Origin of the sequence: Vibrio chagasii (genome assembly GCA_041879415.1) — a bacterium.
Taxonomy (GTDB): domain Bacteria; phylum Pseudomonadota; class Gammaproteobacteria; order Enterobacterales; family Vibrionaceae; genus Vibrio.
Map to the genome: position 1 here is coordinate 1,186,194 of CP090852.1, position 23,230 is coordinate 1,209,423.

General features: G+C 44.5%; 16 protein-coding genes. 7 read left to right on the forward strand and 9 right to left on the reverse strand.

Annotation, left to right across the window (positions count from 1 at the left end; translation table 11 throughout):
• The first annotated feature begins 8 nt into the window (after positions 1 to 8).
• Complete coding sequence (locus tag L0991_19170; GenBank protein XGB64150.1) at positions 9 to 2,123, forward strand: type I secretion system permease/ATPase; 2,115 nt, start codon at positions 9 to 11, stop codon at positions 2,121 to 2,123.
• A 159-nt stretch (positions 2,124 to 2,282) separates the two neighbouring features.
• Positions 2,283 to 4,031 (forward strand): SgrR family transcriptional regulator, encoded by a 1,749-nt coding sequence (locus L0991_19175; protein ID XGB64151.1) that lies wholly within the window; start codon positions 2,283 to 2,285, stop codon positions 4,029 to 4,031.
• A gap of 53 nt (positions 4,032 to 4,084) precedes the next feature.
• Here L0991_19175 and L0991_19180 read toward each other — a convergent pair whose 3' ends face one another.
• The 4 genes from L0991_19180 to L0991_19195 form a co-directional block, all read right to left on the reverse strand.
• The gene (locus tag L0991_19180) at positions 4,085 to 5,755 is read right to left on the reverse strand and encodes a FapA family protein (protein ID XGB64152.1); all 1,671 of its coding nucleotides are present in this window, start codon (positions 5,753 to 5,755) and stop codon (positions 4,085 to 4,087) included.
• Positions 5,756 to 6,108: 353 nt separating this feature from the next.
• On the reverse strand, positions 6,109 to 8,235 hold the full coding sequence (locus L0991_19185) for a GNAT family N-acetyltransferase (GenBank protein XGB64153.1): 2,127 nt from the start codon (positions 8,233 to 8,235) through the stop codon (positions 6,109 to 6,111).
• Positions 8,236 to 8,328: 93 nt separating this feature from the next.
• On the reverse strand, positions 8,329 to 9,303 hold the full coding sequence (locus tag L0991_19190) for a ParB/RepB/Spo0J family partition protein (protein ID XGB64154.1): 975 nt from the start codon (positions 9,301 to 9,303) through the stop codon (positions 8,329 to 8,331).
• A 5-nt stretch (positions 9,304 to 9,308) separates the two neighbouring features.
• Positions 9,309 to 10,526, reverse strand: coding sequence for an AAA family ATPase (locus L0991_19195; GenBank protein ID XGB64155.1), 1,218 nt, complete (start codon positions 10,524 to 10,526; stop codon positions 9,309 to 9,311).
• 1,282 nt (positions 10,527 to 11,808) lie between these two features.
• Between L0991_19195 and L0991_19200 the strand changes: the two genes are divergently transcribed.
• Positions 11,809 to 13,788: a DUF3346 domain-containing protein gene (locus tag L0991_19200; GenBank protein ID XGB64156.1), complete on the forward strand. Its 1,980-nt coding sequence runs from the start codon at positions 11,809 to 11,811 to the stop codon at positions 13,786 to 13,788.
• A gap of 379 nt (positions 13,789 to 14,167) precedes the next feature.
• Here the strand turns inward: L0991_19200 and L0991_19205 are convergent, their stop codons facing one another.
• The 3 genes from L0991_19205 to L0991_19215 are packed head-to-tail and all read right to left on the reverse strand — an operon-like array spanning position 14,168 to position 16,412.
• A complete protein-coding gene (locus L0991_19205) occupies positions 14,168 to 14,650 on the reverse strand; it encodes a transcriptional regulator (protein ID XGB64157.1) in 483 nt (160 codons plus the stop codon).
• Entirely contained in the window at positions 14,647 to 15,579 is a 933-nt protein-coding gene (locus L0991_19210; GenBank protein XGB64158.1) for an ATP-binding cassette domain-containing protein, read from the reverse strand. Before L0991_19210 ends, L0991_19205 begins: the two co-directional genes overlap by 4 nt.
• A gap of 8 nt (positions 15,580 to 15,587) precedes the next feature.
• Positions 15,588 to 16,412 carry an ABC transporter ATP-binding protein gene (locus L0991_19215; protein XGB64159.1) on the reverse strand — a complete coding sequence of 275 codons (825 nt, stop codon included), beginning with the start codon at positions 16,410 to 16,412 and terminating at the stop codon, positions 15,588 to 15,590.
• Between the two features lie 362 nt (positions 16,413 to 16,774).
• Here L0991_19215 and L0991_19220 point away from each other — a divergent pair, with 362 nt between their 5' ends.
• Positions 16,775 to 16,969: a hypothetical protein gene (locus L0991_19220; protein ID XGB64160.1), complete on the forward strand. Its 195-nt coding sequence runs from the start codon at positions 16,775 to 16,777 to the stop codon at positions 16,967 to 16,969.
• A gap of 189 nt (positions 16,970 to 17,158) precedes the next feature.
• The gene (locus L0991_19225; GenBank protein ID XGB64161.1) at positions 17,159 to 17,719 is read left to right on the forward strand and encodes an NADAR family protein; all 561 of its coding nucleotides are present in this window, start codon (positions 17,159 to 17,161) and stop codon (positions 17,717 to 17,719) included.
• A 126-nt stretch (positions 17,720 to 17,845) separates the two neighbouring features.
• Here L0991_19225 and L0991_19230 read toward each other — a convergent pair whose 3' ends face one another.
• Positions 17,846 to 18,604, reverse strand: coding sequence for a transporter substrate-binding domain-containing protein (locus L0991_19230; GenBank protein XGB64162.1), 759 nt, complete (start codon positions 18,602 to 18,604; stop codon positions 17,846 to 17,848).
• Positions 18,605 to 18,692: 88 nt separating this feature from the next.
• On the opposite strand from L0991_19230, the gene L0991_19235 reads away from it, so the two are divergent.
• Positions 18,693 to 21,083 (forward strand): response regulator, encoded by a 2,391-nt coding sequence (locus tag L0991_19235; GenBank protein XGB64163.1) that lies wholly within the window; start codon positions 18,693 to 18,695, stop codon positions 21,081 to 21,083.
• Positions 21,084 to 21,181: 98 nt separating this feature from the next.
• Here the strand turns inward: L0991_19235 and L0991_19240 are convergent, their stop codons facing one another.
• Entirely contained in the window at positions 21,182 to 21,910 is a 729-nt protein-coding gene (locus L0991_19240; protein ID XGB64164.1) for a UTRA domain-containing protein, read from the reverse strand.
• Between the two features lie 211 nt (positions 21,911 to 22,121).
• Between L0991_19240 and L0991_19245 the strand changes: the two genes are divergently transcribed.
• A complete protein-coding gene (locus tag L0991_19245) occupies positions 22,122 to 23,225 on the forward strand; it encodes an ABC transporter substrate-binding protein (protein XGB64165.1) in 1,104 nt (367 codons plus the stop codon).
• Positions 23,226 to 23,230 lie beyond the last annotated feature (5 nt).

Sequence of the window (23,230 nt, forward strand, 5' to 3'; positions counted from 1 at the left end):
TATATCGCATGCAAGATCCACTATTGAACTCATTGATCTACGTTAGCCGATATTACGGATTAGCGAACTCGCCTGAGGCGTTGGTCAATGGGTTGCCACTATCAGACGGAAAGCTAACCCCTTTCCTGTTCCCACGTTCGGCAGAACGTGCGGGGCTAGTGGCAAAAGAAAACCGTTCCGACTTAGATAACATCCCACACCTCATTTTGCCGGCGGTATTATTGCTAAAGCAGGGCGAAGCGTGTGTGCTCAACAGCATCGACCTTGAAAAACAAGAAGCTGAAATCATCACAGCTGAGAGTGGAATGGTGCCAATCATCATTCCTGTTGCAGAACTCAAAGAGCAGTTCATTGGCCGCTACTTCTTAGTGAAAAAGCAGTTCCGCTACGACGAGCGCTCGCCAGAAGTTCTTAAAACACGCAAAGGTCACTGGTTTTGGAGCACGATTTGGGAATCGAAAAACATCTATCGTGATGTGTTAATTGCATCGATTCTTATCAACATTTTTGCGATTGCTGCGCCGATGTTTACGCGTTTGGTGTACGACAAAGTAGTGCCTAACCTCGCATTTGAAACCTTGTGGGTATTAGCGAGCGGTATCTTCGTAGTCTTCCTGTTCGATTTGCTCTTAAAGTTGATGCGTAGCTACTTCATCGACGTTGCGGGGAAAAAGTCCGATATCCTGATTTCCTCCAAATTGTTCAGCAAGGTACTTGGCATTCGTATGGAAGCAAAACCAGCTTCAGTTGGTGCCTTCGCGAAGAATTTGCAAGAGTTTGAGTCAATTCGAGAATTCTTCACCTCAGCTACGATTGGTTCTCTGATCGACTTGCCTTTCGCGCTTATGTTCCTAGCCTTAATTTGGTTAATGGCGGGCAACTTAGTGTTTGTTCCAGTGGCAGGTGTGGTGATTCTGATCATCTACGCGCTGTTGATTCAAGGTCCACTGCGTCGCACCATTGAAGAAGGTTCGCGCCTAGCCTCTCAGAAATACGCGAACTTGATCGAAAGCTTGGCGGGCCTGGAAACCGTTAAGTTATTCAGCGCACAGAGCCAGTTCCAATTCCGTTGGGAAGAAGCCGTTGCTCATATGGCGAACTGGAATATTAAAAGCCGCCGTATTACCGACAGCATCCAAAACACCGCAGGCTTTGTTCAGCAAAGTACCAATGTCGGGATGATCATTTTTGGTGTGTATCTAATTGCGGAAGGCGAACTAACGATGGGTGGTTTGATCGCTGCGACCATGTTGAGTGGACGTGCGATTGGTCCTCTTGTTCAATTGTCGCTGCTTTCTACACGCTACAACCAAGCCAAATCATCAATGACGCTGATTGAACAAGTGATGTCGATGCCTGACGAGCAAGAAGAAGGTAAGCGCTACATTCACCGACCAATCATCCAAGGTCACATTGCGCTGGATAAAGTGACGTTCCACTACCCTGATTCACCCGTCGCTTCAGTGCGAGATCTCAGCCTGACCATAGCACCTGGCGAGAAAGTGGCGATCATTGGTCGTATTGGTTCAGGTAAAACAACCCTAGAACGCCTGATTATGGGCCTGTACAAGCCCACAGAAGGCCATGTACGCATTGATGATACCGACATGGAGCAACTTCACCATGTCGACGTACGACGCAATATAGGCTGTGTACCGCAAGATAGTAACCTATTCTATGGCTCAGTCAGAGATAACATTACTCTAGGCCGCCCTTTGGTGGACGATCGTGATGTGATGGATGCAGCGAACCGTGCCGGTGTGACAGCCTTTACTCAGCAAGATCCAGCCGGCCTAGAACGCCAAGTGGGTGAAGGTGGTGGTTTGCTTTCAGGTGGTCAACGTCAGTCAATTGCGATTGCCAGAGCTTTCTTAGGCCGTCCACCAGTATTGCTAATGGATGAGCCAACCAGTGCGATGGATAACCGTTCAGAAATGCATATCAAGCACCAGCTTAGCCAACTGTTACCAAGTGAAACGCTGATCCTTATCACTCACAAAACCTCGATGTTAGATGTTGTAGACCGAGTCATCGTGATGGAGAAAGGCAGCATAATTGCTGATGGTCCGAAAGCTAAAGTTCTGTCCGATCTAAAACAAGGTCGTGTAAGAGCAGTTAGCTAAAGCCTGTCATCAATACAATGACCAAAGGGGGAGCAAATGCTCCCCTTTTTTATTCCCTTAAACTGTGACAAAAGGGGAACAAAGTAACTGAACATTTTCTTATTTTCTCGAAGTTAAGTTGAGTAAAATACCAGGCTATCCATTAACAAAGGGCTCTTGGTGTCTAATCTCAACCTGCTTAGGTATTATCAGCGAATCGCACCCATCGGTGTCGGCAGCGAAATGAAAACCACAGTACAGGAAGTGGCTGATTTACTGTGTACTTCTCCTCGACATGCCCGCAACCTGTTATCACAAATGCAAGAGCTAACGTGGTTAACCTGGCAACCGAAAGCCGGTCGAAACCAACGTTCATCGCTACTGTTAAATATCGAATTAGGCGCACTCAAAGAGAGACTTGCTCTAGAGCGAATCCAACAAGGCAAGTATGAGAAAGCTTTGGCTATCCTTGATGAGGACGAAGCAACGTTTGGCCGCCTGCTGAAAACCACTTCAGGAGCTTCTGTTCAGGAAGGCCGTGTCAGTATTCAACTCACATACAAACGCATGTTCGAGCGCATTGTGCCACACCAATTACACCGCTGTAGCGAGCGCTTCTTCTTGCGTCAGGTTTATTGCTGCTTGGTCTCCAGCCATGACAATGGTGTTATCAAACCAGAACTCGCTCACCACTGGCGTTATGACGAAGCAAGCTATCAATGGACATTCCACCTTCGTCCAGGACTTAAGTTCCACAACGAAGAACCAATAGACGCTGATACCATTGTGAGCCTGTTTGCTAAACTCAGTGCCCTTCCCTATTATCAAAAAGAACTCGCGCACGTCAGCGACATCAGCGCACCACATCCATTGAAAGTGGTATTTACATTAAGCAAACCAGATCAAGGGTTTGCAGGGCTTGTCTCTGGTGTCAAATACGGTATTCAACCAGCAAACCAAGTTAATGTCGCAAACAACAATGCTGTGATTGGCAGTGGTCCATTTACAGTGATAGAACACGACAAAAATAAGCTTAAACTGCAAGCGTTCGATGGCTACTATTCGTGTCGTGTGTTAGTCGACTTAGTTACGATTTGGAGCGTCAACGACGAGAAAATGGAGAATCCGTCACTATCCAGTAATGCACCAATCCAAGTGTCTGAGACGACAAGCGGTATTGAAGTTTCAATACAAGCGCCCAATGCTACTCAAGCGAGTCAACACAGTCGCACTGAAGACGGCTGCTTGTTCGCGTTATTCAACCATCATGCAAAGCATCCGTTAACACGTGCCCAACGCTGTTACATTGCGGAATTGATCCAACCGCAGCGACTACTCGAAGTATTCCAGAAAAAGAAGGTTCATTACGGCAGTGTCGTAGCCAACAATTTATTACCGGTTTGGAACCCCGTTTTACGCCCGTTTGGTGAATTCAGTGCACTACCAAAAACCATTACCATTGCTGGATACAACTACACGGCATTGCGTCGATGCGCTCGGGCTATTTCTTCAGTACTTGCCGAACACAATTGCGTGGTTGAAATGGTGATGTACTCCTATCGAGAGTTGAGTGAGAAATCGAACAACGGCACCCTCGATGAAACACTGATCTTAACCAATATCAATTTAGACGATAACCGTCATGCTTCAGCGTTTTCTAACTTCTACTGTAACAACGTGCTGTACCACACTTTAGGGGAAGCAAATGCGAATTGGCTTGATCAGCAATTGGAAAACCTAAGAGCAAGCACCCCGCTTGAAGATTACCTAACGGCGTTAGAGCCGATCGCTTCAACCTTGGTCAGTGAGTACTGGATAGCCCCAATGTTTCATCACACTCAAACATTACGATTTCAAGGGGTGTTAGAAGATGTCGCGCTCACCAACTGGGGATGGCCAGACATTCGCTCGGTGTGGTCTTCTGATTAAAGAGAGGTTGCGATGAGGATGTTTTTGGTAGAGGCGCCGCACACTGGCGCCTTTTATAGTGAAATGTCTTCCTGTTCCATCTTAAAGGAACATTGAATCTCGTATTGGTTGAAGGAAAACACGCTTCCCCCATGAGTGCGCTTAGTTGTCACGGTTTCATCACCAAACTGCACGGTGACTCGTGTATAAACCTTTTCGTGAGCTTCTACTGTGCATTCTGCTAGGTTCGTTTCAAATTCTGCTTCCAGAGTATCAAGCTTTTGTTTAGTACTTTCTATGGCGTGATTGTTCTTCTCCCGCTCCAGCTCTATTTGTAACGCTTGTTCTTCACTTCGTTCGGCTTTAGGTAATTTCTTAAACTCAAGCTCTTGGCGAATTACATCCATAGTTTGTTCTTGCGCATGTCTATAGATTTCCTTGAGTTCAGCAATCTTCTGTCGGTAACCATCATAGCGTGCAAAACCATGAACCTTAGTTGCAGTATCTCCTTCAACACCTAAGAAAACGCACTCCACCTTGCCACCCACTTTCGCTTCACCGCCACTAAGTGTGCCGTGCTTCTTGAGTGAGTCCATCACAATAAGGTTGTTACCACAGCGTATTTCGTTACTCATGCTGTGCACGCCAAAACGAATATCGCCCGCCGTCTGTAATTCGGCGTTTTGAGCATAGCTTGCCGTGATAGAACCTTTGCTAAATACCTTACAGCTTTTCGGTTCTCCCTCTTTGGTCGTATGTCCGATGATTCCTTTCGCGACTTTGATATCGCCTTGCGCCTGAACTTCAGCCGATTCAATAAAGCCGCCGACGGTAATACTCCCTGTGGCTTTCACAACCATGCCTGGTTCAATGTTGCCAGAGACAAACACATTACCTTTAAATTTGACATGTCCAGTAGAGACATCGACATTGCTAACACACAGTGCGTCATCCACTTCGATGGTTCGATCTTTAATGATGGGTAAGCCAGGGTGGGAAGCGAGCAATAGATTAGGGTCATCAGGAGAAATATAGGTGCCTTTGCCAGGCTTGATTAAACTGTCTTGTCCAGGGATTGGTGGGATGACTCGGCCTTGAACCGTAAATCCAGCAACACCTTTGGTCGCGGGAGTGCGCTTCATCAATTGGTCATTCAATCCAACGGTGATGGTTTCTCCCAAATCCCGCATATCAATCTTGCCTTCGTCTTTACCGCGCGGTTTTAGAACTTGACGTGTAATGTCTTCCACGAGCGCTGCAAACTTAGCGTCTTTCCCTCTGATCGGCTGAGTGCCTTTGGCGACAGGCTGAGTAAACTTTTCTCCCGGTCTAAGCTTACTGCTCATCATTAATACTTTTCTGAGGGCTAACTTGTTAATCCCTTTAGTGATATGAGCTTGAGCTAGACAATGGATGATGTCACTACCGCGCAGAGGGTTTCCGTTGTATGGACCAGTGACAACAAGACTCGCTAACATCTCATCATCGGATAGTTGCACCTCTACACTGGCGTCACGAACTTCAGCAATCAAAATACCTTCGTAAGCTTCTCCTTTGCCTTCTTTAGCAAGAGAGACAAAACGCAGCACTTCTTCTTCAAAAAGAAAATAGCTTGATGCGTCTATGGCTTCCAAGGCTGGTGGCAGTGTCTTGTTATCAAAGCTTGCATCAACCACAAACCCAGACGGCAGACATGCCATCACTTGTTGCTTATCTTCCGACAGTGTAACGATGTTATCCCACATTCGAATTGAGTATCCCTAATGACTCAGTTGTTATTCAGTCTATATAAATCAATCTGAGCTTAGAATCATCACATTATAATAATCAGCGTCACATCACTTACTTTCGTGACTGCAAAGATGACTCAGAAATAAGACGTACTCATTTTATGATTTGTCTCACCTTTACAAAAACAAAGCGACAATTCTCACACGGTTTAATTTGAAGTTTCACTGTCCTGTGATGTGGTGAGTTAAATAGGAAATTGAGGTAGTGGAATCGAAATGAGGCAGAAGACTTGGGATTAAGGTACAGTTTACAGTGTAAATTCAACATTCTAATTTACACTGTAAATCACATTTGAAATTGGCTGTCGCTATTTACACTGTAAATTCACCAATAAGGCTTCTACATCTTTTCGGAATTGAGCCTCAGCTTGCTTACGCCCAACAAAGTTAAATTGTTCAACACAGCTCCCCCACCCTTTCTGTTGAACAACTTTGGCAAGCAACAAATCAGAAACGGAAGAGTGAACGACATTCGTAGAATCGAGAACTGTTTTCTGAGCTTGGCACGCATTACTCATAAGCACCAACTTCAACACACTGTAGCCGATGCTGTCGTAACTACTCCCTCCATCAACATAGTTCTTGATAAGTCGGACTTCGAGTTCGCAGATCGATTCAGAATAAGTTGGCAACAATGCTCGTACCATATCGACTTCAATAGATGCCAGAGAGCCCGAAACAACAAAACAAAAACTACGCTCAAAATGGTTCAGAAGCTGGCTGATCCAACTTTCTGAATTTGATTTAAGAGGTTTAACCATTAGCGCAGAGTGACAGCCACTTGCCTGATCACGCTGGTGGCCAATATGTACTGGTGCGAAATCATTGTTACGCCAGAATGCAATCAAATCGCTTGTCGCTCCAAAACTCGTCGCTAAGTAGTCGGCTTGTTCAGTATGTTGTGACAACTTGTCCAGCATCCAACTGCCAATACCAAGACCTTGGTGACGTGTTGAAACCGCGATACGCATGACTCTGATACAGCGGCTCGTTGCCGCTTGTGCTGCGCCAAGTTGATTAGCTAACAACACTGGAGCCAGATGGCCTTGTGGTCTGCGTTTTCCAATTTGAATCTGGGAAATCAATTCACTGTCTAACCCGCCCTCTTGCGTGACCAACATACACCCCAAACACTCTTCTTGCTGCCAAGCCGCGTACAACTGAATCGCAGGGTTATTGAGAAATTGCATCAAGTCATTTGGGGATGTTTGATAATGAGCATCGACCAATAGAGAAAAACATTGTTTAAGCATGCTCGGGTTAGTTAAACAATCTTGCTTGGATAACTCGACCAAACTTAGTGAGTTAAGTTTTTCACTAGAAAGCAGCTCAACATCGCACTCTGCGGCATCATTTGATGAGGCTGCACCAAGTAAGAAACAATCAAATAACCAAGCTTCAAGCGGGTCGTTGTTGTTCCAACGGATAGGCTGTTCAAGTTTGTATCCTTTCCAGCCAGGACGATGCTTAGAAAGCCAAGCCTCGAATTTGATTCCAAACCCTCGGCCGCTGCCTTCATAGCCGTGCACCGTGGTTGAAAAAACCATGCGGTGATAATTGTCGACCATAGATTTCAACATTGGGATTGGAATCGCCGCTGCTTCATCAACCAATAATAAATCACACTCGGGCTTTGATTTTAGTAGTTCGTCTGGCGCAACAAATCTAAGGCTGCCACCTTGGTAACAAACATGAGTAGCATTCACGACTTCACAACCATCGAGCCGTTGCTTCGCATGTGAAAAAACAGGCTCAGTGGCTTTAACAGATGGAGCTGTCACAACAATGTTGAATCCAGGACGTTCAACCAAAAGCTGCGCTGCTGCAATACCTAACGTCGAGCTTTTACCACGGCCTCTGTCAGCCGTTAAAATCAAAGGACGCTTGCGATGACCAGACACCACTTTTTTGACTAACTCAATGGCGACATTCTGCTGCGCAAATCGATCTAGATGTTTTGGGTCGTTACTCTTTTGTGGAAGTAAATCGAAGCTGCGTTCCAATCCTGCAGCTTCATCATCTTGAGACACTGAAATTAGCTTTTCGAAATGCGTATGTAACCAACGTTGGCCAAGCACTAAACCTTCAGTATTTTCAATATCAGGCGGTAACACCAACAACAGTCCGCCACCGACCAAGGCACCGAGTGCTGCACTAAAGCCATTCGCATCAAATTGCTCTCTAAAATCACAAACAAGCACTTGGCATTCGCGACCGAGAAGTTGCTGACCTTTCTTTGCAGGTGCATGTATGACGCCATCAAATGGAGTCCCACCAATTTGGAAAACGGTTTGTGTGTTGTTCTCTTTGAGATAACTAGAGATAGCAGAGTTTTGCCATGTCGCATCGCCATTAAACACCACGCCGTAACGGTGATCATTATGTTGTGCGATATCGGAAAGTGTATGCAGAAACGTGTTGATTGGGCTTGTCATAATTCGTGTCCAGATTCATCTAAACACAGTTTATCACAGCCAAATAAAAAGCCGCATAAAGCGGCTTTAGAGAAGTATTGGAAAGTAATCGACTTAGTCGAGTTTCGATTGCACGAACGCTAGGATTTCTTGCATCGTTGCGTCATCAACTTTCTTCAGGTTTAACGCTAGGCTTGAACCCTTGCGGCTGTATGAAGCACGACCTTTGATAAGCTCAACTTTTGGTGACGCCCTTTTTGCTGGCGCAGGAGCCAGTTCAAGAATCCAACCTTCTAGCGTTTCCGTTACGTCTTTAGTTAGACGAGTTACGCCTTGTGCTTCACTGCGCTGCCATACAAAACCTTCAGAAGCATCACACTTAGTGAGTAATGTTTGCTGCTGGTCTTCAGTCAGGCCACTGAATTGTTTATGCAGTTTAACAATCGTTGGACGACCAAGGTCGCTCACATTTGGGTAAGCTTGAAGTAGTTCAAGTGGTAGAGCCGCTGCTTTCAAAGCACCACTCACTAGCGCTTCGCTGCACTGGAACATTTTTGCTAACGCTTTTTGGTCTTCAGCTTCGCCTTTATCAAGCTTGGCTTGCATCTCTTTACCCTTCTCGTACAGAGAAAGTGGTTTATGAGCATTTGCTACATCAGATAAGAACTTAGCGTGTTCGCCGTTAATGTTTTCAGCAACATAGATTAGGAACTCTTTGTCGGCCAAAATACACGACATACGACGACGGCTACCATCAAGAACTTCAATCTTACCGTCTTTGTTTTTACGACCTACCGCTGGGTATTGCTGGCCGCGTTCTTTCAATGTTGTAAGAACATCAGAAAGAGCATGTTCGTTTAGGAAAGATTGCTCACGAGCATTCTCTTCAAAAACAACGGTGCGAGTTGCTACTTCAGAAGCAGGAATTCGAACCAATTCAAATGAAACTAAATCTTCGCCAGCAACAGAAAGCTCGATCACTTGAGCCTGTTCTTTAGCAGCAGTTTGCGCTTCTTGAGGCGTAGCAACACGACGTTTGTTTGCCTTACCAAATAGCTTTGCATTTAAGTCAGATGTTTTAATTGCCATTCTTGTTATCCCTGATTAAGTGAAGGCCAGTTGCTATGTAATACTCGCTCTAATTCTAGAGCACTTTTTTGTACCGCGTCTTGAGCGACAGCCAGAGTCTTCTTACCGCCTTCAAAATCACTCACAGTAAGGTCAAAAACCGTGCTGTAAGTATCTGCACAAGTCTCGAATGCACGGCTTCTCGGAATCGTTGCCATCATTACTTGGTCATTCAACAGGTAGTTCATTTCAGTCAGTACTGATACTTGTTTCTTGTTGTCGTCTTCAAACATGGTTGGCATCAGACGAACAAACTCAAGCCCTTTCCAATCGTCCGGGAACATTTCGTACACGGTTGGTAAGTGTTGGAAGAAGTTAACCGTTGAAGCCCAATCCAAACGCTTCGCCGCACATGGAATCAAAAGTGCATTAGACGCGTACATTGCATTCCATACCAGCGGGTCTACGTGCGGGCCGGTATCAATCATAATCACGTCAAAATCATCCGCGATTTTATCGATAAGCTTCTCTTTTAAAAGACGGACAATATCTAAAGACTGATCTTGAGAAAGGCTTTGCCACGCTTCAGCGTTGAACATTGCATCTTCTGGGAAAGCTGAAATAGTCTTTAGGTTTGGATATTGTGTTGGCAACAATACATTTTTACGCAGAAATTCTTGGTCAACTTCTTGGCCTTCTGGCACGTTGTCCAACATGATATCAACAGCAGAATAAATGCTATCGTGCTCAGTACCACTAATTTGTGGGTTTAGGAATAAGCGCAGAGAGCCTTGTGGATCTAAGTCAATCAGACAGATACGGTAACGTTTATCAAGATTCAAAGATAAACATGCCGCTAAATGAACCGCTGTCATTGATTTACCCGTACCACCCTTTTGGTTCTGTACGTTGATAATCCATGGCTTATTCCCCGCATGCTGTTTACGTTGGTGGAATTTTGGCACTTCAGCCGCATCCATCAGCATGTGAGCTTCGGTCAATGAAATTGAGTAATGGTTGGCATTATTCTTCGTAAACTGGTGGCCTTCCGCCTCAAGCTTAGTGATAGCTTCATCCAATTTACGACGAGTTAAGCCAGAACGAGTCTCCATCATAGCCTTAGACATAGGCGGAAAATGCTCATCACTTCGCTCTTCCAAAATAATCTCAATTCGGTCAGCCTGAACTTGTTGAGTTTGTTCGGCTAGCTGATAGAGCTTATCAATCGTTTGTTCTCTTTTCATTGCCAGTTTCCGTAATGATTAACTAAGTACAAATTGTACAGCGATCATCGATAAAAACAACAAAAACATGAACATACATTTATGAGTAAAATCACATAAAATAGACTGAATTTTTACAGTTTGATGAAATAGTATCTAAAACGAATACAAATTTGACTACTTTCATAGTGCATAACTAGCCTAATTTCCCCTTAGATTTAAAATGTTACAGCATCACTTATTTACAATGTAAATGCTAAAATGCCCAAAAAACGCCGGAACGATTGAAATACAACCATAGATTACGGTCTATGTGATTTTCATTCTAAATTACAGGCGAATCACGCAAAAAAATAACAATATATGAAAATTGGAAGTTCGATTTGAGAAAAGCGATTCGATACCGAGCCATTTCGAAGTAATGAGCACCATTGAATAATGGACAAGCTAAATCACAACCGGAAGAATGATCATGGTGTAAATGACGAATTCTACAATTGATAAACTGATATTATGAAGCATGATCAAGGTTCATTGTCACCAATATTGATCCGAATGAATGTCTATTCAAAATGATCAACTTCCGGAAAAATGATCAAGTAGATATCGTTCCGGAAGCATATATTTTTGGACCTAACTTACGGACAAATGCTTTTGGAATGGGGATTCAAGGCTTATTGGGCCTCATTGCTAGAAAATTCAATCGACACAAGATGGGAATACAGAAACATGACAATTTCATGATCATGCTTCCTACCTTTGGTTAGGTGTCTTTTTAAAATGAGAGGCAACCTATGATAAATCAATATTGAATGGATTTTGTACGAAACAGGGCAGGAACAATGAAAATCACGACTTACTTGATCATTGTTCCGATAAATTGGTCGTCAAAAATATCCACACTGTCAGCAAATAAGCGCTTCAAAACAAAGTAGACAAAGATCGGCTGTGGATAAGCTGTATAACCATAATGATCATGCTTTCGAATCAATAATGATCATGCTTACAATGACTTAATGATCATCGTTCTGACTCTCTGTGATCATGCTTTCTTCTGTTTTATGATCATCGTTTCGAGTAACTTATGATCATGCTTTCCAAGCGTGTTTTATTTAATACTTTAAATTCAGCAACTTAAAAGCAAACTTACAGCCAGATCATTAGATCACTTAATCATTTAAGATCATATTAATCAAAAAGATCAGTTATTTAAAAGCCAATAAATTCTCTTTATTTATGATCATTCTTTCTTTATCATTCAGGAACTATAGTGAAATTACGGTTAGTGTGATACGGATCAAAAATGAAACCAGAAGAGAAATTGTTAATTAAGGCACGAAGCCACAAAGATGGTCATTTATTTGAGGTATCTGAAACAGCCGTTGAATGGATAGAACAATATCAACACTTCAAAGGTGTCACTAAAAGCATAGTTGAGCTTCTTAACCTAATTTCACTTCGTGGATTTAGCAGCAAAGATGGATACGTTTCAACGACCGAGATTATTGAATCAACCGATGGTCAAGTAACCCGTGCAGCTTTGCAACAAAGATTGAGAGCGGCGGTAAATATCGGTCTTTTCAAGCAAATCCCTGTTCGCTTTGAAGAAGGCCTAGCAGGAAAAACCATGCTGCATCGTTTTGTGAACCCTAACCAATTAATATCGGTATTGGGTGCCACTAGCTTGGTGACAGAAAGTGTCAAACAAAATGAAAAGCAGAAGCGTTCTAAAGCCCTAGCTCAAACTAAAGTAAACAAACGCCTGCTGAATGAACACGGACTCAATACTCCCCCAACAATGAAAGATGAAGCAGACCAGTTCATTGTGTCTCCTACAAACTGGGCGGGGATTATTGATCAAGCGTTAGCGCCACCACGAACGCGTAAGAGTTACCAAAAATCAATGGTTTCGATCTCAGGTACTCGCGCAGTGATCGAGACAAGATCATCGAAAAATATCATGACGGTTGATGATCTCATGACGCTATTCGCGTTATTTACACTCACCGTTCAATATCATGATCACCACCAAGATGATTACCATCTTGATGCAAAGCACACACCGAACAAAACACCACTCTACATCACCGATATTTTGTCGCTTCGAGGCAAAAAAGACAGCGGCCCTGCACGTGACTCAATCCGTGACAGTATTGATCGTATCGAGTTTACAGATTTTCAATTGCATGAGCTTACTGGTCGTTGGCTTAGCGAGAACATGCCAGAAGGCTTTAAGAGTGATCGTTTCCGATTCTTAGCGAGAACCATTACTGCATCGGAAGAGGCGCCTACAGAGGGCTCTGACGGCGAAATTCGCATTAAACCGAACCTATACATCCTTGTTTGGGAGCCATCGTTCTACGAAGAGCTGTTGACACGTGATTATTTCTTCTTGTTCCCACCTGAGATCCTGAAGCAGCATACCTTGGTTTTCCAAATGTATTCTTACTTCAGAAGTCGTATGGCACGTCGTCATTCTGATTGCATGCTGTTAAGTGAGCTGAATCAGAAGTTGGCTCGCAACATCGATTGGCGTCGATTCTCAATGGATCTGATCCGTGAATTGAGAAAGCTTGGCGAAGCAGGAGATCAAGAAGATACCTTCCTGGTTAACCTGTGGGGTTACCATTTGACGATCACAGCTTTGATCGAGAAAGGGAAAACTACAGACTATCAAGTTGATATTAAATGTAACGTGGAAGAAGTATTGCGTTACTCGAGAGCCCGTACCACCAACGCTGGCAAACGTAATATGGCACCAACGCTGCCAAACCCGCTCCGCAACGAGATGGTATCGAAGCAGAAGCTGGAAGAGCTGTCTGAAATTATCGATGGTGAGTTCGAACCAATCCAACGCAAGGCACCATCACCAAGAGGTAAATTAGGGCGTCGTGTTAAGCAGCGTAAGCACTCTGTTGAGATTAATGCAGACGAGATCATGATAACACTCTCTAAATACACCTCAGCAGAGGCTCTAGAACGCAGTATAACGGCTTTGTCTGCTATGACAGGGCATTCACACGCCTCAATCAAAGAAGAGTGCTCAGAGCTTATTGAGAAGCTTGATTGGCTAAGAGTAGGGGATGAAATCATTCCTTACGAAACGCTAAGTAAGTTAATTGAGCTGTACAACGACCGCGATAGTAATAGCAACCGCCACCTTTCTATTGAACGTCTTATCTCGGGCTTAGCGGTTCGCCGTAAAGTGTGTAAGCAAGTTCACGAAGGGCATTTGGATGAGAATGTGTTCTTAGCGTTAGATGAGATGGCGATTGGCCACTAATTCTGGGCTTGTTTTCAGGCCTGTGAATGGAAATTTGAAACATCATTAGGTGTTGATAAGAACCGCACCTAACGCTGACAAAGTGATGACAAAGTAGCGCACTCGGTTGATTATTATTTATCCCGAATAGACAACCTTTTGTCCTTTCTTATGATTAATAGATTGGCTCATATTTTGTTACATCATACTGAATAGATTTTTGCGAGTTCCCCAAGGGACTCGCTTTTTTTTGTCTAAAATTCGACTAGCCATTAAAAATCAATAGTTTAATGCGTTTCCTCCCGAAGCATGATCAAGGTTAGATCATGCTTTCATGGATCTGGCTCGTTGGCAGCAATGGAAGTTTCTTAGGGGAGACTTTGGATCAAGTGAGCAGCAATCAGTGAATCTGATGTTTTACATTACCTTGATCATCGTTTCGGGGATGGCTCGCCATGAAGCGGACGTGCGACTCGATCAATTTCTCTGACTCTGCTTGCCAGCGCGGTTCCTGCTGTTGATTGGCAAACTCGAGAGCCAGCACACATAGATGCTGAACTCGTTGAGTACACCACTCTTGCAAGTCTGGCTCTGCCTTGGGGTCACAAGACACCGCTTGCAGCTTGCCGTAAGCAAACATTAGGTATTGGTAAGCCTTTTCTTGATGGTGTGCATTTTGGTTCGGCTGTCGATAGAAGGTAAAGATTCTCAGGCAGCCATCTAACCAACATGCGATACCTTTGCTTTGTTCATCCGTGATCAACGGCCCCCAGAGTGCATCTGGAGGCGTTAAGATCAAAGGTTCTAACCGTTCCACTTGATCATGCTTTCGGGCTTTGTACCAATCTCCGATCCGCTCTAACCAAGTGTCTAGTTCATTCATGCAACATTATCCCATTGTTTTACAAAGTGATTATCAGCAACTTGCTTAACGTTATGCTGTATTTCACTGCTTTGTTCTCGAATACGATCAGCGTCTATTGAATAGTTTGGTTCATTTTTAACGAGTTCGCCAAATGGCAGATCAGGATCTGGCACCGCAGAGATCAATAGCTTGGTGTATGGGTGTTGAGGATTGGTCAAGATCGACTGAGTGGATCCCCATTCGACGATCTGTCCTTTGTACATAACTGCTGTCTCTTCTGCGATGTAATGTGCGGTCGCTAGATCATGGGTTATGTACAAAAAGCCAATCCCGAGTTCTTTCTTCATCCGTTGCATGAGGTTGAGCACACCAAGTCGAATCGAAACATCCAACATGGAGGTAGGTTCGTCGGCAAGAATAACCTCAGCGCCAACAGCCAGTGCTCTTGCTAGGTTAACCCTTTGTCTTTGGCCCCCACTTAGCTCGTGAGGGTACTTAGCCAGTGTTTCAATGGGTAACTCCACCAGCGTTAATAACTCTTCCAGGCGCTCTGCTAGCGCTTGTTTGTTGGCGACTTGCTTATGAATCTTTAGAGGGCGTGTTAAATGGTGCTCTATAGTATGTGTTGGATTCAGCGAGCCAAACGGGTCTTGGAACACCATTTGCACTCTGCTGCGGTAGTCCAAGATGTCTTTGCGGCTGTTGAGGGTTGAGATGTCTTTGCCATTGAACAGGATCTCGCCCTCTGTCGGTGGGTAAACCTTGGTCATTAGCCTCGCACAGGTACTTTTTCCGCAGCCTGATTCGCCAACGAGTGCTAGCGTTCTTCCTGGGTATAAATCAAAACTCACGCCATGCAGGGCTCTAAATATCTCCTCTTTGCCAAATCCGCCACCAACGGTGAACTCTTTAACGAGGTTTTTTACTTGCATAATTGGTTGTGACATTGAGGCTCCTAGCACGCTGTGGCGTGAGCATGTTCGTGAATATTAGGGAATGAACTCCACAGCTTTTGGGTGTAGGAGTGCTGAGGGTTATTACGAATTTCGTAGGCTTGATTGACTTCAACTATCTTGCCATGACGCATAATGGCAATGCGGTCACACAGCTGGCTCATCAGGGCTAAATCGTGGGTGATAAAGAGGATTGAGAAGCCGAACTCTTCTCTGAGTTGGTGTATCTGTTGCAATATTTCTCGTTGAACGACGACATCTAGAGCCGTAGTTGGCTCATCCATGATGATCAGTTTGGGATTGAGTGCGAGAGCAATCGCAATCACTAATCGTTGACGCATACCGCCACTAAATTGATGAGGATATTCGGTCAGGCGATGGCGAGGAATATTCACTAAGTCGAGCAGCTTTTCTGCGCGGTCCTTGGCTTGTTCATCACTCATTCCTTTGTGGTGGCGTAACACATCGGCAAACTGTTCTTCAATGGTTAACACTGGGTTGAGTGAGTTCATGGCACTCTGGAACACCATGGCGATCTCACTCCAGCGTAATGTATTAAGCTGGCTGTCAGATAGTCTCAGCAGGTCTTGCCCGTCAAAAAGTATTTGACCGCCGGAGATGAATGCGGGCGGCTTGTGAAGTCGGTTAATAGCAAATGCGATGGTGCTTTTGCCACAACCTGACTCGCCAGCCAGGCCAAAGATTTCTCCCTGTCCTATGCTAAAGCTGACGGACTTTACCGCGTTGAAGTCTCCGTCATCGGTGATGTAGTCGACACATAGATTCTTCACTTCTAGAAGAGGTGTATCCGGATTTTCCATAGACATGATAGATACTCAGTTATGATATTGATAACTATTATCATTAACATGTGTTGGATTTAGTGAAAGCGATCAGCACAAAAACAATGAAGTGACTCGAAATTTATCTTGGGGTATTTCAGGAATTTTCAGTGGGAAACGCGAAAACTAAGGGAGGAAAGTGAGAGTTGGATCAAACCACATTTCTTATGGGGAATCTTTTAAATGTAATTGCAGAAAATGGCTTTGGCAAAGTTTAAATGAGCCATTTATTAATTAGCTTTATGAAGCGTCGGAATCATCACATTTCAGTGCAGAATTTCTTAACAAGCGAAATAGCATTTGCTACAGATTACCTGTCCATTACATGGTGCTTTTCGGAGGAAAACATGTCCATTAATTCTATCAACCATGATGAAATGACAAACATTGCAAACAAGTGGGATGCTGAAGAAGAAGTATCTTTCAAACCAGAAAAGAAAATGAAGTCCGCTGAAGCTCGTCGTCGTATCGAGGCGCTAAGAGAAATTAGAGAAAGCGGTTTGAGTCTGGAAGAAGCGAGGGAGCTGGGTCTGATTCACTAATATCCCCGATTGCATTTAAGAGGGTGGCTCAGTGCCACCCTTTGATTTATAAGCACTTTACTCATTTCTCACTCGATTCCCATCTGCAATCTTACCTTCTAGGCTCAAAGCTCACTCACACAAACTTTCTCAGTGGTCTCTACTTTTCGTCCAAAAACAGGCTGACGGCATACTCTTGAACTAAGTTGTTTGACAGCAATATGCAACGCCACTAGTTTTAAAGTCACAGCAAAATTATGCGATGACGTTGGTGAGGAGAAGGCTATGTCCAATTCTGTGGCTCAAGCTGAAGAAGTGTTGTTTTATGAACCAGAAGATCCGAACGGATACCTTTCTAATTTCGCAGCTTGCCCTATCAAAATCGATGATCAAGTTTGGGCTACAAGTGAGCATTATTATCAGGCGATGAAGTTTTCTTCACCGTCGCTGAGAAACATCATTCTTGAAGCGAACACTCCCGCTGAAGCATTCGCTTTGAGCCGCCAATACGAAGACCAGGTTCGAGAGGACTGGTACGATATTCGTGTAGAGGTGATGCGATTCATTGTGACTGAGAAATTCACACAGAACCCGCAGTTTGCTCTGTTTTTAACGAGCACGGGCGATTCGGTGATCAAAGAGCACTCTCATAAAGACCATTTTTGGGGAGATGGAGGAGACGGCACCGGTGAGAATCACTTAGGAAAAATTTTGATGGCAGTACGCCAACAACTTCGTAGCCAGCAACTGCATTTGATCACATCATATTAAGTACACATTAAAAAAGGCCGCTCTGGTTAGCTTGTACGCTAAATGCAGAGCGGCCTTTTGTATTTCTATAGTTCCGGTATCCGAAGTCGCTAGAGTGCGTTGCCGAGCGATACGTTTAATCGAATCCTATAGGTATCTTTTTACGATGTCGTCGAGTTGTCCATCGTCTTTCATTTGGTCTAAACGTTGGTTAATAAAAGTCTCGAGCTTGGGATCCATTTCTGGGTCGAAAGCCAAATGAATTGGGTAGTTATTGATGACTGAACCGAAGTCCTGCATTTGGTAATCATCGATATTGAGTTTCTGTTCATTTAGGTTGTATTTGATTCGTGATTCCATCTCTACAAATACGGTATCACCGGGTGCACGATTAAGTACGCGGAACGCAGCTGTGTAATCTTTTACTCGGATCTCGTTGAGCTTACCTTGCTGGATGTATGGCTCTAAGTTTGGATACTCAAACCCCACCAGCAACACCACGGCCTTTCCGTCCAGATCATCAATGGTATTGAACTCGAATGGCTTTTTACCGCTACTCAGCAATACGTGTTTTACATTGTAAATTGGCTCTTCAGATAGGTTGGCTGATTGGATGTTTCCCCAGCTAGGGCTACCGTAAGTGACCCAATTTGGGTTCTCCCTCGCATCTAGCTTGTCGATCATTCGATTAAAAGGGTAGGTGTGGTAATTAATCTCGTACTGGCTGTCATCAAATACTGCTTCCACAATATCAGATACGATTCCAGTGTGAGATGACCCGTCAGTTTCGATCTGAAAAGGTTGCGCTTGGCTCGCAATAATGTAGTAGTGAAGAGGCTCGCTTGAAAAAGCATAACTGCTTGAAAACAAACTGACTATGGATGCAACGATAAGATGTTTTTTCATAACCTTCCCTAGTTATTTGATGAATGACTACTATTATACTAGTTGAGTAATTGTAGTTTGCTAAGATAACAACAATGGTAATTTTTGTATGGTGAAAAAAGGAAAACGCTATATTGGACTCTCTCGACAGTTGATCGGGGCCATCATTGCAATCAGTACCTTATTCACAGTCATAGTGACAGGTCTTGGGTTATATGTGGAGTACCAAAATCGAGTTTCTTTTATCAGTTCTCAGATCGAACAGGTCAAAGCAGGCTACCTTTCCGGTTTAACTTCGAGCCTTTGGGTTGAAGATCGGGCTCAGCTGTTTGTGCAAGCGGAAGGTATCTCTCGTCTTCCCTCGGTCAGTTACCTTCTCATTGAAAGCCCCGATGAAAAAATTCTAGAGCTAGGCCGCCCAGCGACTGGGCAGTCATACTCTCAGTCATGGGAAATGGTGTATCAGATGGGAGGGAAAGACTTCCCGTTGGCAACCCTCACGGTGCAGTCCGATTTAAGTATGATCCTCAATGACTTTGAAGAGCGAGTGCTGTTGCTACTCGCTTTCGAAGCCGTGAAAATCTTTCTATTGTCATTAGTGTGTTTGGTCATCGTGTATCGCTTGGTCGTAAAACGTTTAATGACCATGTCATCACAGATTAACGAGCAGCAAGTTGAAGACAACAAACCGCGCTTTATAACCCCAACTGATTCTACCTACAAAGACGAAATATCGACGTTGGAAAACAGCTATAACCAATCGATTGAACGTATTCGTCAACAATATCAAGAGTTGATTAAAGCCAAAGAGACGGCTGAGGTTGCCAACCGAAATAAGAGTGAATTTTTGGCTAACATGAGCCACGAGATCCGAACTCCAATGAACGGAATCATCGGACTTTCGTCTCTACTATCTGAAATGGATATGCCGAAAGAGCAAAAAGAGTATGTCAACATGCTCAATACCTCTTCACTTACCCTACTAGACCTTATCAATGACATCTTGGATTATTCGAAAATTGAAGCGGGACGTTTAGAGCTTCAACAAGAGCCGATGAAAATGATGGGTATTGCGGCTGATGTTGAGTCGACGTTCAGAGTTAAAGCTGAGCAAAAAGGGCTTCGCTTCCAACTAGCAATAGATCCTAAGATTCCAACCATGGTGATTGGTGATGGAACGCAGCTCAGACAAGTGCTAAATAATTTAGTGGGTAATGCCATTAAATTTACCGAGCGAGGTCATGTGACGCTTTCTCTTCGTTTAGAAAAAGTGATCGAACCTGAGCAGAAGTTGAGAGTTCGATTTGAAGTTGCCGACAGTGGTATTGGTATCGCGGAAGACAAACAAAAATCGGTATTTGATAAGTTTCAGCAGGCTGACGGCAGTACCACACGCATTTACGGCGGTACAGGGTTGGGTCTGACCATATGCGATAAGATCGTGACCTTAATGGGCAGCAAGCTTGAGCTAACCAGTATCGAAGGGAAGGGGAGTACCTTTTACTTTGTGGCTGACTTTGATCCGTGTTTGGAGATAGACGAGAGTAATATCGATTTCAATAAAGTCTCGGTGTTGCTGGTAGATGATAGCCAACTTAACATGCGTATCACCTCGACACAGCTACAGTCTTTTGGTGTGTCCTCTACATGCTGTGAAACCGCAACCCAAGCGCTAGAGCTCGTTTCAGAGTCTGTCGAAAACGCTTCGCCTTACGACTTAGTGTTGATTGACAAAGTGATGCCTTCTATCGACGGGTTCCAGCTTGCAAGAAACCTGATAGAGCGTTTCGGCAAAGCCTGCCCTAAGCTAGTTATGATCTCTGCCGACCCTCGGAAGCAAGACGAAATGCATGCCAAACAAGTGGGTTTTATTGCCTACATTGCTCGCCCGTATCAAGATAACCAGCTTAAGTGGACCATCAGTGAGGTATTAGCGAGATCGGCGGACACCTCGACCTTCACCTATCCAAACCGCGGTGAAGTCGCGTTCAAGGACAATGAGCCTGTACCAACCACTAAACCAGCGGTGGTGGCGAAAGAGAGCGTTAAGGCTGAAGAGTCTAAGCCTCAAACTGAAACCTCGTTATTTAGCGGTAAAGTACTGGTGGTTGAAGACTCTAGAGTTAACCAACAAGTTGCTAAGATGATGCTCAAGAAGCTTGGTTTTGAAGTGGATATTGCCGACAACGGTAAAGTCGGAGTCGATAAGTTTAAGCACAACGAATATCAGATGATCTTCATGGATTGTCAGATGCCAGTGCTCGATGGTTTTGAAGCGACAAAACAAATTAGAGCACTCGAAGAAGGGACGTCGAAACATATTCCTATTGTGGCGCTGACAGCTAATGTAGTGCAGAGAGATAAGCATTTATGTTTTGATGTGGGTATGGATGAGTTTTTACCTAAACCCGTGAACCAAGGTAAATTGAGAGAGATTGTCGCGAGTTTTTTGTCTGATAAAAGCGAACTAACAGGCGAAAGTGAGCAGAAGATTGTTTAGTCCGCGCGCCATTAAATCTCATCGTTAGAACCCAAAACTCCGACCTAATCAGTCGGAGTTTTTGTATATGTGGGGTTATTCTTTCAACGGATGCGGCACTAGCCAATGCTATCAATGTGGATCACTACTGAGTCTGGTCGCCAGTATTCCAATTCGCAGTCCATTAGCTCGCCATCTTGTTTGTAGTTCACACGGCAGATCTTCAGCACTGGCTGACCCTCAGCCAAATTTAGCGCCTTAGCGACATAGGCTGGGGCTGAAGTGGGAATGACATCAAAGCGCGAACGTTTGGTCTCATAGCCATACTTCTCTCTATAAATGCCTGTCAGCGACATGGTGAGGTTTTCCGACAATATTTTTTCAAACAGGGGCGCTTTCAATACGTTTTCAACGAACAGTACCGCCCTGCCATCAATAAAGCGTAATCGCTCGATCACGTGTATTGGCGTTATCTGTTCTATCTCTAATGCTTTGGCGTAATCGCCTGCCGCCATCTCTGTGCGAGTGCTCAGTAGCCGTGTTTCTGCGATACGGTCTTGTTCGCGAATCATTTGATGAAAGTGAGAACGAGACAGTGGGTTGTAGCGAATACGTTCGGGTGACACATACCAGCCTCGGCGCTCCTCTCTGTATATCAGACCTTCAGTTTCTAACGACACCAATGCATCTTTGAGTGTGATTCGTGTGGTGGAAAACAGTTCGCTGAGCTCTCGTTCGGATGGCAGTTTTTGCCCCTCGGTGAAGATACCCGATTGAAGTTGTTCTCTAATGCTCGCCTTAATTCTACCTAGCTGTGTCCCTGATTGCGCTGTTGCCAATGTTCTCATTACTGATCTAGTCCATAAGTTCGTGTGCTCAATAAGGTAAACCATGCAGTTAACAGGAATGTGACAGTAAACAAAGGCTTACTGTCATATGAGTGAAATATAACTGCCACGAAAATGCACCCTAACTGTCAAATAAGTTGCGCGAAAGCGTCACACTCTGGCGATAGCATACAAAACGAACTTACTGACCTAGTCCAGAGGGATAGAGACAATGAAAACTTTGCTTAGCCGTTCAACTGTATCGCCAGCCAAACTGAGAGATTTACCTGCAAAACTGTTAGGCGCAACGCTAATAACGGCAACACTTTCAATGCCAGCGATGGCGAAGGATGCTGATCTTGAGTCACTGATTGAAGCCGCTCAAAAAGAGGGTGCGGTTTACAGTGTGGGCATGCCAGACAGTTGGGCAAACTGGAAAGGCACATGGGCTGATCTGAAAGCGAACTACGGTTTGAAGCATCAGGATACTGACATGAGCTCAGCACAAGAGATCTCGAAATTTGAAGCAGAGAAAAGAAATGCAACCGCAGATATTGGTGACGTTGGCTTCGCCTTTGCACGTGTTGCGGTGAAGAAAGACGTGACTCAGCCATACAAGCCAAGTACTTGGAATGATATTCCGGACTGGGCGAAAGACAAAGATGGTCACTGGGCTCTGGCTTATACGGGCACTATCTCGTTCATCTCAAACAACAATCTTGTCAAAGACGCCCCAAAATCTTGGAGTGACCTACTCGAAGGCGATTACAAAGTTACTGTTGGTGACGTAGGTGTAGCAGCACAAGCTAACAACGCGATTCTAGCGGCGGCATTTGCGAATGGCGGTGACGAGTCGAACCTAAAACCGGCGATCAAATTCTTTGGTGAACTAGCGAAGCAAGGCCGTCTATCTTACACAGATCCAAGCATTGCGAACCTTGAAAAAGGTGAAGTGGAAGTCGCGATCATGTGGGATTTCAACGCACTAAACTACCGCGACAAGATTGACCGTGAGCGCTTTACTGTAAATATTCCACAAGATGGTTCAGTGATCTCTGGTTACACCACCATCATCAACAAATACGCGAAGAACCCGAATGCCGCAAAGCTGGCTCGTGAATACATCTTCAGTGACCAAGGCCAGATCAACCTAGCAGAAGGTTACGCGCGCCCAATCCGTAGCAACGTGACGCTACCTCAATCAGTACAAGACAAGCTGATCTCGAACGAGCAATACAGCAACGTTCATCCAGTCACTGACTTCTCAGCATGGGAAAAATCAGCACGTCGTCTGCCGCGCCAATGGCAAGAAAGCGTCTTGATTCACCAGCAGTAATCCAT